The organism is Petralouisia muris (assembly GCF_004793545.1).
Taxonomy (GTDB): Bacteria; Bacillota; Clostridia; order Lachnospirales; family Lachnospiraceae; genus Petralouisia; species Petralouisia muris.
On sequence record NZ_SRYA01000105.1, the window covers coordinates 1 to 11,808 of the forward strand.

Consider the following 11,808-nt stretch of genomic DNA (forward strand, 5'->3'; position numbering starts at 1 on the left):
GGAAACTCTTTGAATCTTTCAAGGTTATTCCACTGTTCAGTTGTCAAGGTCGTTTTGTTATCTCTCTTGCGCGACAACTTCTATATCTTATCACAGTCGTTTGCGTTTGTCAATAACTTTTTTATATTTTTTGTAATTTTTTGTCTTTCAAAATTTTACTGTTTCTGACAATCATTTACAATTTTCAACTGTTGCTCTCAGCAACGAATATTACTTTACCACATTTATCCATCCTTGTCAACTATAATTTTAACTTTTTATTAATATATTTTATTTGGTATTTCTATGGGTAGTACTTTTTTCGTGATTATGTGTTTATCCTATGCTGTCTGGGGCTGGGAAGACTTCTTGATGCTGATATTCCAAGATTTTACCAGGCAGTCCATAGGCGCCATGATGTTCGGCATTGCCTGCGGCGGTACAAAGGTTAAAATAAGACCATTCTGGCATATGTCGCGATAAATTTAATAAAAAAGACTTATCATATTGACAAAAAATCTTTTATATGATTTAATTTACATATGAACAATTATTCATGTATGTTTGATTTTTCGTAGATCATAATACTCTATTTCAGGAGGAATTTATTAATGAAAGATTATAAAAACCACAACCATCATGAACATAACCAAGACTGCTCCTGTGAGCATGAGCATCACCATGAGCATAGTGAGAACTGCTCATGCAGCCATGAGCATCACCATGAACATAGTGAGAACTGCTCATGCAGCCATGAGCATCACCATGAACATCACCATGAACAGAATGAGAATTGTTCATGCGGCCATGAGCATCATCATGGAGAAACCCACCAGCATCATCCAAACGCCGACACAGCCAGCGGAATAAAATTTACCTGCCTGGTGGAAAATTTAGGCTGCGCCAACTGCGCTGCCAAAATGGAACGCCGTATCAATGATCTGCCTGAAGTAAATGCCGCCACCCTTACTTTTGCCACCAAACAGCTTCGCGTGGCTGTCAAACCGGAAGCGGCAGGAAAAGAAGAGGCTCTTATCAGACGCTTTCAGGAAATCTGCGTATCCATTGAACCAGAAGTCGTGGTTCGCAAACAACAGGCTTCTCAGAAAGGCAAAAAATCTCTTCAGAACCCAAAAACAAATGCATCAGGAGGACATCGGCTTTCGGAACATCAAATGGACCTTATTTCTATTATAATAGGTGCTCTTCTCTTTGCCGCCGGAGAAATTCTGGAACACTTAAATGGGGGCAGTCCTCTCCTTCCCTCTGCTATTTATGTGATTTCCTACCTGATTCTCGGCGGACAAATTGTCCTGCAAGCTCTGAAAAATTTGTGCAAAGGTCAGATTTTCGATGAAAATTTTCTGATGAGCCTTGCAACCATCGGCGCTTTTGCCATTGGTAATTTTCCGGAAGCTGTAGGGGTTATGCTGTTTTACCGTATCGGGGAGTATTTTGAAGAAGTTGCCGTTTCCCGCAGCCGCTCCCAGATTATGGAAGCTGTCGACCTGCGGCCAGAAGTGGTGACTCTTGTAACTGAATCTGATACAAAAGAAATCGCTGCAGAAGAAGCAAAGCCGGAAGATATTCTTCTTGTGCGCCCTGGGGATCGGATTCCGTTAGACGGCACTGTGATTGAGGGAGAAAGCCGTCTGGATACTTCTCCTATCACCGGCGAACCTGTTCCAGTTAAGGCTTCTGTTGGAGACGCTGTTACATCAGGCTGCATCAATACCTCTGGCCAGTTAAAAATCCGTGTGGAAAAAACACTGGAACATTCCATGGTAACCCGTATTCTGGATTCTGTGGAAAACGCAGCCGCCAGCAAACCTAAAATTGATCGGTTCATCACCAGATTTTCCAGAATTTATACGCCTTTTGTAGTGGCGGCCGCACTGGCCACTGCTATCATCCCCTCACTAATGACCGGAAACTGGAACCACTGGATTTATACTGCACTGACATTTCTGGTCATCAGTTGCCCCTGCGCATTGGTATTAAGCGTGCCCCTCGCATTTTTTTCCGGAATCGGCGCCGGTTCCAAGAAAGGCATCCTATTCAAAGGCGGGAGTTCCATTGAGGCTTTGAATCACATTTCCACCGTCGTAATGGATAAAACCGGCACCATTACCAAAGGAAATTTTGCAGTGCAAAAAATCATACCTTTTCAGAATTATACGGAAGACGATGTTCTGAAACTCTGCGCCAGCCTGGAACAGCACTCAACCCATCCCATAGGCGTCAGCATATCAGCTGCTGCCCGGGAGAAAAATCTTCTTTTGGAAGAGGCTGTTTCTTTAAAAGAAATTGCCGGCCATGGAATTCAGGCTGTATTATCCTCCGGAGAAACATTAGCCGGAAACAGGAAACTGATGGAAAAATTCAATATTGACTTGTCCGGCTGCATCCAAAATGATTACGGCACAGAAGTATGGCTGGCCCACAAGGGCAGTCCAGCCGGCTGCCTGCTGATTGCCGACACTGTAAAACCAGAGGCGGCCGAAGCCATCAGTAGTTTAAAACAACTGCATATCTCTACTGCCATGCTGACAGGAGACAAACTGGAAAGCGCCCAAACTGTTGCCTCAGAAACCGGCATCGATCAGGTTTACGCCAGACTGCTTCCAGAAGATAAGCTGACAAAGCTTCAGGAAATCCGGCAAAAAAATGGCGCTGTCATGTTTGTAGGGGATGGAATCAACGATGCGCCTGTCCTTGCTGGCGCAGACGTGGGAGCAGCCATGGGAAGCGGTGCAGACGCCGCCATCGAAGCAGCAGACGTGGTATTTATGACTTCTAATATGCAGGCAGTGCCCTCTTCCATCGCCATTGCAAAATCCACCAACCGGATTGCATGGCAGAATGTCATCTTTGCCCTGGCCATCAAAGCTCTTGTTATGATTCTTGGACTGACTGGCCACGCTTCCATGTGGATGGCAGTATTTGCAGACAGCGGCGTCGCCATGCTGTGTGTATTAAATTCGATTCGGATCTTATATTCGCGCCGATCATAAATCATACCGCTTCAGACAAAGGGGCTGTCGGACAATGACATTTATCTGTAATATATACTTGTGACGCTAAAAGAATCATAGTATATATTGCAGATAACCTGTCATTTCCCGACAGCCCTTCTTCTTCGTGCGAATGCACACCCCCTGCTGGCCCATCTATCTGACAAACTTTCAATGCCTGATAGATACAATATCTATCTTACATAATCTGCCCAATGGCTTCCAGAATTGTTCCCACTCCAACAATCTTTATGTCTTTCATATCTGTCAAGCCTGAAATTGAAACTTTTGGCAAAATACAGGTTTCAAATCCAAGCTTTCTTGCTTCTGTTACTCTTTGCTGGGCCATACTGACAGCCCGGACTTCTCCACTTAATCCCACTTCTCCGAAACATATCGTCTTTTCATCTACCGCTATATCTCGGAAACTGGATGCAAGAGCCATCACAATTCCCAGATCTATTGCAGGTTCATTCATTCTGATTCCACCTGCAATATTTACATAAGCGTCACAGGCAGACAGGGATAATCCTGCCCGTTTTTCCAACACTGCCATCAGAAGATTCACACGATTTAAATCTGTTCCCGCTGCCGTTCTTCTGGGTATCCCGAAATTACTGCGGCAAACCAATGCCTGAATCTCCGCCAGAATAGGCCGGGTGCCTTCCATGGAACAGGCGACTACGGAACCGGAAGCGCCCTTGGGCTTTCCATTCAGCATAAACTCCGAAGGATTCATCACTTCCGCCAGACCTTCTTCCCGCATCTCAAAAACGCCAATTTCATTGGTGGAGCCGAAACGGTTCTTCACTCCCCGCAGCACCCGGTAAGATGCATGGCGATCTCCTTCAAAATAAAGCACGGTATCCACCATATGTTCCAGTACTCTTGGACCCGCCACCACCCCTTCTTTGGTCACATGTCCTACAATAAAAATCGTTGTTCCCGTTCCCTTGGCAACCTTAAGAAGGCGCCCGGTGGTTTCCCGCACCTGAGAAACGCTTCCCGGGGCACTTCCCACTTCATCACTATATATAGTCTGGATAGAATCAATAATAACAACCTGGGGCTTCTGCCGTTCCACCACCTGCTCAATCCGTTCCATACCTGTTTCACAAAACAACTGCAGCTGATCGGAAAAATCTCCAATCCGCTGTGCCCGCATTTTGATCTGCTGCAGAGACTCTTCCCCCGAAATGTACAACACTTCCATCGCCTCTGCCAGATTCCGGCAAACCTGCAGCAGCAGTGTGGATTTTCCAATTCCTGGATCTCCTCCCACTAATACCAGAGAACCGGGAACAATTCCGCCTCCCAGTACGCGATCCAGTTCTGTAAATCCCGTCTTCATCCGTTCTTTGGACTGCATATCAATTTCAGATATTTTAGAGGGCTTTAACTCCTCATTTCCGCCGGAAACAGCTTTTATTTTTCCTGATGCCTTCTTCTCTACAGCTTCCTCTACAAAAGTATTCCATTCCCTGCAGCCCGGGCACTGCCCCATCCATTTGGAGGATTCATACCCGCAGGACTGGCAGAAATATACTGTAATCTTTTTCCCTTTTGCCATAAATATTCTTTCAGCTTATATTATTAAGCTTTTTCAATCTGAACGGCAACCGGGGCGTCTTCATTCAATTCCACGCTAAGGCTTAACTTTCCTCCCAGGTTGGTCTTCATATTGCCGGCGCTCACTCCGCCTACCGTCACCTGATACTCCGCCTGTTCCTCCAGCTCCAGAGTAATCTGTGCATCCTCCGGACCTTCTACCTGAAACTCAATGCCGCTGTCTGTTACATGAAGTCCGCTCACAGCAGTTCCAGGTACAGATTCGTAAACAAACATCCCATTCCGTTCCAGCTTGGTAATTTCCTTAAAGGTCTTTACCTTATATAAATCACCGCCAAATTCATAATTATCCAATTTGGACTTTGCTGCCAGCTTATAATTTCCAAAACTTAAAGTCTCATTGTTCTCTGTACGAATCAATTCCTCTACTACAGCCATTCTTTTTATCCTCCTGTTGAAATCTTGTCCGTATTTCCAGTATTCATTATATAATAAATCCCATTGTTTTGCCAGCAATATTTCCTTTTATTTTTCTTTTTTTACGGTAAATACAATCTCTTTTTTATGCATGGCTGCTTCTACAGAATCTCCCTGCTTTATGCTGCCGGAAAGAATTTCCTCTGCCAGCCCATCTTCAATTTTATTCTGAATCATCCTGCGCAGCGGGCGGGCGCCGTACTTGGGTTCATATGCAGTATCTACAATATAACCTTTTACATTTCCGGTAATGCGAAGCTCTATTCCCATCTGTTTTTTGCATCGTTCCACCAGGTTTTTCGTCATAAGCGTCACAATCTTTTTCATGTCTTCTTTCGTCAGGGCATGGAACACAATTGTCTCATCAATACGATTTAAAAATTCGGGCTTGAAAATTCTTCTTACCTCTTCCATCACACTGTCTTTCATCCGATCGTAATTGTGTTTTGCATCTTCCACGGAAGCAAAGCCCAGAGTTTTCGGCTCAATAATGGACTGGGCGCCTGCATTGGAAGTCATGATAATAATCGTATTTTTAAAATCTATTTTCCTACCTTGAGCGTCTGTAATATGCCCATCGTCCAGCACCTGCAGCAAAATATTGAATACATCTGGGTGAGCTTTCTCAATCTCGTCGAAAAGAATTACTGAATAGGGATTTCTCCTTACCTTTTCACTTAACTGGCCCCCTTCGTCATAACCTACATACCCCGGAGGCGAACCGATCATTTTTGAAACGCTGTGTTTCTCCATATATTCTGACATATCCACCCGGATCATTGAATCTTCCGTACCGAACACGGCCTCTGCCAGCGCCTTGGATATTTCCGTTTTTCCTACGCCGGTAGGTCCCAAAAACAGGAAAGAGCCAATAGGCCGGTTTGGATCCTTCAGTCCCACCCTGCCTCTTCGGACAGCCTTTGCCACTGCCGACACTGCTTCTTCCTGCCCAATCACACGTTTATGCAAGACAGCCTCCAGCTTCCGCAGTTTGGCTGATTCTTCTTCGGCAAGCTTCTTGACCGGAATCTTTGTCCACTGGGCCACTACTTCTGCAATTTCATTTTCCCCTACTTCTGCCTTTTTACGTTTCATGGACTTTCTGGCTTTTTTTTGAATTTTATTATATTCAGCCTGCAATGCCTCTTTTTCTTTCCGCAGCTCTGAGGCCGTTTTTATTTCCATTTTCTGGATAGCCTCCTCCATTTCATCCGTAATACGGTTAATTTCAATTCGGATATCCTGTAAATTGGTGGACGTCTTCACTCCCTCTAAACGCACCTTCGCCGCAGCCTCATCCATCAGGTCAATGGCCTTATCCGGCAGAAAACGGTCGGAAACATACCGATGGGACAGCCTTGCCGCCGCTTCCAGCCCTTCATCGGTAATTACTACCTGATGATGCTTTTCATAAAATTTGCGGAGTCCCTTTAAAATCTCCACCGTATCTTCCACAGTAGGCTCCTCCACCATAACCGGCTGAAATCTTCGCTCCAATGCAGCGTCTCTTTCGATATATTTCCGGTACTCTTCCACCGTAGTGGCACCAATCATCTGAATCTCACCTCTGGCAAGATAGGGCTTTAAAATATTGGAAGCGTCCATAGCTCCTTCTGCGCCCCCTGCACCGATGATCGTATGAAGTTCATCCATAAACAGTAAAATATTTCCGGCTCCGATCACTTCCCGTATGACTTTCTTAATGCGCTCTTCAAACTCTCCCCGGTATTTCGAACCAGCAATCATGCTGGAAAGATCCAGCGTAATCACCCGTTTCCCAGCTACAGACTCCGGAACCAAGCCTAAGGAAATCTGCTGTGCAAGCCCTTCTGCAATAGCAGTTTTGCCAACTCCCGGCTCACCAATCAAACAGGGATTGTTCTTGCCCCGTCTGCTTAAAATTTGAATCACACGGCGAATCTCTTCTTCCCTGCCGATAACCGGGTCCAGCTTTCCTTCCATGGCAAGCTTTGTCAAATCCCTGGAATACTGATCCAATACCGGGGTCGCCTCAAGATTCCGTTTTCTTCCTCTGGCAGACTTCAGCTCTTCTCTGGAATAGCTGCCCTCTTCTCCCATGGCCACCAGCAGATCAATATACAATTTCTGCAAATTGACGCTCATGGTATTCAAGAGACGCACTGCTGCAGATTCATTTTCTTTCATAATCGCAAGCAAAAGATGCTCTGTCCCCACCTCTTCGCTGCTAAAATGCTCTGCTTCTTTTTCCGCTGCTTCCAGAACTCTCTGTGTTCTGGGAGAATACCCGTCTGCATCCAGTAAAACGGCACCCTCGCCCGGGGAAATCAATTCCTCAATCAATTCCAGAAGTTTCTTTTCCTCCAGGTGATTTTCTGACAGAACTCTGGCCGCCACTCCGCTTCTTTCCTGCAGCAGCCCTGCCAATATATGTTCTGTGCCTACATAATTATGCTGAAGTTTTCTGGAAAGCTTTGCCGCCAGCTCCAGAACCTTTCCCGCCTGGGACGTATACTTTTTATGCATTAGCTCCTCCTGTCACAATTCATATTCATCAAATATTTCATCTATTAACTGATGTATTTCTTCTCTGGAAATATTTTTGCAGACTGCTTTGGCCAATATTACCTGAAAAGATTCCCTCATCTCTGAAACAGCCTGGCTCTTATCTTCTTCCAGAAAAATAACAGCTCCGTTTCTGCGGTCCAAACGGATAAATCCTTCCTGCCGCAATACATGATATGCTTTATTTACGGTGTGCATGTTAATCCCGATACTTTCGGCAAGCTGGCGCACCGAGGGAAGGGATTCCCCCTCCCGGTACTGATTTGTGGCAATTCCAAGCACAATCTGATTCCGAAGCTGCATATAAATTGCCTCATCGCTGTTAAAATCAATTTCAATGTACATATCTCACCTGTTATTCTGACTTCTATAAATCCTCCAGATCTATTACTTCAAAATCATCCTTTATTTCCGGTTTGCTCTGAGACGCAGGAGGGACAGACTTTCTCGGCGCCACGTGAGGAGCCGGCATGGCTGGCTTCTTACGCATGGCCGGAACCGGCGAAGACTCCGGCATTTTGGGCATTTTGGATGCTTTTGCCATTGAAGCTGACCCAGGCGTCTGCGGTGTCTGCGAAGGCACTGTTGCCTTCGGCGCCTTCTGCATCTCCGGCATTTTGGGCATCTCCGGCATTTTGGGCATTTCCGGCATTTTAGGCATCTCTGATTTCCTCTGGGAACCGGCCGCTTCCGGCAGTTCTGACCTTCTCTGGGAACCGGCCGCTCCTTTCAGCTCTGACTTTCTCTGTGGAATGGGATCAGCCAACGTGTCCGGCTTCTTTCTTGATTCCGGTTTTGTAACCGGCATCGGCCTGGTTTCCTGACTAACTTTTGTCTTTCTCTTAGGCTTAGGCGCATCTTCAAACAGTGCATCCTCATCCTCGTCATCCTCCCCCTGTCTGCCCCGCAGAATCAGGTTTACTATTATTATAAGCAGCACTGCAATAAGAAATACCATGATCGCCGTAGTCTTTCTGGAACTGGATTTTTTCTCATTTAATTCTTCTTCCAAATCTTTGTATGCACTCTGCAGACTCTGCATTTGCACACTGCTGTCTATAGATTCCCCTTCCTTAGGAGTTTCCTGCACTGCCGCAGCAGGAACATACCGCTGAAAAAATCCTTCCGCTGCATCATACTGATACCAGCCCATATTTCCAAAGCTGCTGATGCCGTAAACCAGAGAAAACTCTGTTTCCGCCGCCTGGGGATTCACTGTTTCTCCTTCCGGATTTCCTTCTGCTCCTTCTGGATTTTCTGCTTCTCCCTCCGGATTTCCTTCTGCCCCTTCCGGATTTTCCGCTTCTCCCTCCGGGTCTGCTGCCTCTCCTTCCGGCGCGGCTGCTGGAACTGCTGTCCCCTTTACATAGACCGGAACGTTTTCAAACCCTTCCATAGAAGCTGTTGCAGGAGTATACTCCGCAGAAAGCCCCGGTTCTGCCGGAGGATCCAGTAAAATTACATATTTTTCTCCAATGGTTACCTTGCGGAACTGATAAATGCTTCCGCTGGCCTCCTCAAAAACTGCAAGGGTATTTTTCACTTCCGTACTGGGAGTGGTAAGGTAGACCAGCTTTAATGCGCCTTTGTCAAACTGAAGTCCTTCCACCTGTTTTCCCTGACAGGTAACCGTTGTTTTTGTAAAATCCTGAGGAACTGCATCCTCCGGTATCACCTCCGCCAAATCAAAGGGATGTCCGTTAATGGTAATTCCCTGGGGATTTTCCTGAGACGTTGTTCCGTCCTGGGTTTCCTGAGGAGTCTCCGGGGCTGCCGTGCCTTCTCCGCCTCTGGTTACCACAATCTTGTAGGTGGCGGCGTTTCCATTCTCTGCCTTCACCACAATGCTTATGGTATTTTGTCCCGGCTGCAGATTATCTGCGCCTGTAATGGATTCCACCTTCGCTTTTTCATTGGAAGGCTTGGCATCCACGGTAACGCTTGTGACGTCTTCCGCTACAGCTGCTGTATAATTTGTCTCAGAATACTGAAAAGCCGGAGAGAGAGTGCCCGGAGAAATAGACAGGGACGCAAGGCTGTTATCTTCTGATTTATTGGCGTTATCCGCTCCGTTATCAGTATCTCCATTATCGGCTGCATTATTTCCTGCGCCAGTTCCTTCATTTATCGTAAGCTTGGCGCCGCCTGCCGTAAGTTCTCCATACTCTGCTGTTCCGTCGCTGACGCTTACGCCGTTGGAACCGCTGACGGTTACAGAAGCAATTCCTGCTGCCGTTGCTTTCAGAGTGATGGAAACGTTATTTCCTGTCACTCCCACATAGCCTTCACTTCCTCCTGAATAGTCTGCCTCGCTGCAGCTTACAAAAGAAAATTTCCCGCTGTCGTAGTTAAATCCCATTTTCGCAATAGCCGCTTCTCCGTTGGGCCCGGACGCCCAGGCAGTTACGGTTACCGTATCTCCTACATTTACCGTAGAAGAAGATACAGATATTGTCACTGTCCCGCTTGCATGCGCCGTCATAGGCGCAAACAGGCCAAGCAGCAACAGGAGTGATAAAAAAATGCCTGTAATCTGTTTTGTTCTTTTCATATTCCACACCTTTCTTCTGTTGAAAAATCTGTCATGGTTCTGTCTATATTTTAATCTTTCTTGCTTCTTATGGCATACTGCCCCATGATTAAATACCATTATAATTTTCCTGATCCCAAGTTGTCAAGAGTTATGGAAATAAAAGCGTCGGATTCCTTATAAATATTAATGCCAAAAAGAGCTGTCGAAAATGACAGATTTCCACAATATATATTGTGATTCTTTCAATATCACAACCATAGATCGTGTATAAATTTCATTTCCCGACAGCCCTTTTGTCACTTGTTGAAAAGCTATTTCAGCAAAATCTGGTTGGGAGCAGTATAATAGCTGTACACAATTTTTCCCATATCCAGAATCATGTCCTCTTTTTCTTTGGAACTGAATTCGGACTCCCCGTTCATCAGCCAGTAAGGTGCGTCAAAAAAAGCTGCCTTGGGGTCTACTTTTTCATAAAACTCCCGGCCTAGGCCCTGGAAACCGTGATGGGCCATCTGAACATAATCGGATTTCAGACTATCCCCATATTCCTCCACCAGATATTTTGTCATGCGCTTCCTGACTTTATCTGTCTTGCCTCCGGCGCTTCCCACATCGGCGCAGAACAACATGGATTCCTCCTTGCCTTTTACCCGAAACAACAGTGAACCGTCATTCATCAAATCATTAGACAGCTCATCAATCTTACTGTCATAGGCGCTCAGCACTTCCAGTTCCAGCCCCATCACACTCTTTTTGTCTCCTTTGTGCAAATATTCCAGATTCGGGATATCCAAAGAACGGAACCGTTCTAAATCACTGTAATCCTCCCAGGACGCATTTTTCTTCAAAGTCTCCATGTCCGGCAGTTCAATGGTATAAACATGGTGAATCTGAATTCCCTGCAAGTTCTCATAAATATTTAGAAAAGACGTGATATGATCCGGATGGGGATGGGTTAAAATCCAGGCTTCCACATGGTTGCCGTACTGGGCAATGATATTCCTGAGTTTTTCCTCCTCGTAAGCCTGTCCACCGTCCACAATGACAAGCCCGGTATCCGTGGTAATAGTATAACACATTTCCTGCTGCTGCATGACATCGCCGAACTGGGTAATTTTCCACCCTTCTTTATGGGGTTTGAGATCCGGAATATAGCTGCTGACCTGGCTGTTTCCCTGCGCAGATGCTTTCTGCCATTCCTGCTGCATATTTTCCTGTATGGACTGGACCTGACGGACCGCTTCATAAAGACGATTGGTCTTAGAGTTTACTTTCCAGATTCCCCCTATTGCCGCCGCCATAAAAATGACTGCAGCTGCGGCCGCGCCGACTTCTGCTATTATCATTTTTTTCTTCATTCTGACCGCCTCCCTGCTGCAGCGCGATTTCTGGAATCTTCTATCATGTTTTCTATAAAAAATTCAGAACGTTCCGCTGCAAGCTATTCCAAAAAACATAACTTGTATCACGAATTTATGATACTGCATCGGGAAGCAGATTCCCAGACTTTGCTGATAAAATTAAAGTTTTCTTAAGTTTTCTTTTAAAGAATCCTTATAAATTAAGGATTCTTTAACGCTTGTTGCTAATTTTTTACTAGTAACAAAATTTTTCTATGCTTTTGCAATGGGATTCCTATAAAAAAGTGTCTTCGACACTTCAGCCCCCTAGCCCCCATTCATGGGGGAATTA

At 45.6% G+C, this 11,808-nt stretch carries 7 protein-coding genes; 1 reads left to right on the plus strand and 6 read right to left on the minus strand.

The window, feature by feature from the left end; all coding sequences use genetic code 11:
• Positions 1-590: 590 nt before the first annotated feature.
• Entirely contained in the window at positions 591-2,993 is a 2,403-nt protein-coding gene (locus tag E5329_RS26125) for a heavy metal translocating P-type ATPase (RefSeq protein ID WP_135992141.1), read from the plus strand.
• A 199-nt stretch (positions 2,994-3,192) separates the two neighbouring features.
• Here E5329_RS26125 and radA read toward each other — a convergent pair whose 3' ends face one another.
• The 6 genes from radA to E5329_RS26155 all read right to left on the minus strand — a co-directional run bounded on the left by radA (position 3,193) and on the right by E5329_RS26155 (position 11,474).
• Positions 3,193-4,563, minus strand: a complete 1,371-nt coding sequence (gene radA, locus E5329_RS26130) for a DNA repair protein RadA (RefSeq protein WP_135992142.1) — start codon at positions 4,561-4,563, stop codon at positions 3,193-3,195.
• Positions 4,564-4,586: 23 nt separating this feature from the next.
• The gene (locus tag E5329_RS26135) at positions 4,587-5,000 is read right to left on the minus strand and encodes an endosialidase (protein WP_135992143.1); all 414 of its coding nucleotides are present in this window, start codon (positions 4,998-5,000) and stop codon (positions 4,587-4,589) included.
• Positions 5,001-5,087: 87 nt separating this feature from the next.
• A complete protein-coding gene (locus E5329_RS26140) occupies positions 5,088-7,544 on the minus strand; it encodes an ATP-dependent Clp protease ATP-binding subunit (RefSeq protein ID WP_135992144.1) in 2,457 nt (818 codons plus the stop codon).
• A gap of 12 nt (positions 7,545-7,556) precedes the next feature.
• On the minus strand, positions 7,557-7,928 hold the full coding sequence (locus E5329_RS26145; protein ID WP_135992145.1) for a GntR family transcriptional regulator: 372 nt from the start codon (positions 7,926-7,928) through the stop codon (positions 7,557-7,559).
• A 22-nt stretch (positions 7,929-7,950) separates the two neighbouring features.
• Positions 7,951-10,134 carry a cadherin-like beta sandwich domain-containing protein gene (locus tag E5329_RS26150; RefSeq protein ID WP_168356781.1) on the minus strand — a complete coding sequence of 728 codons (2,184 nt, stop codon included), beginning with the start codon at positions 10,132-10,134 and terminating at the stop codon, positions 7,951-7,953.
• Positions 10,135-10,427: 293 nt separating this feature from the next.
• A complete protein-coding gene (locus E5329_RS26155) occupies positions 10,428-11,474 on the minus strand; it encodes a ComEC/Rec2 family competence protein (protein WP_135992147.1) in 1,047 nt (348 codons plus the stop codon).
• Positions 11,475-11,808 lie beyond the last annotated feature (334 nt).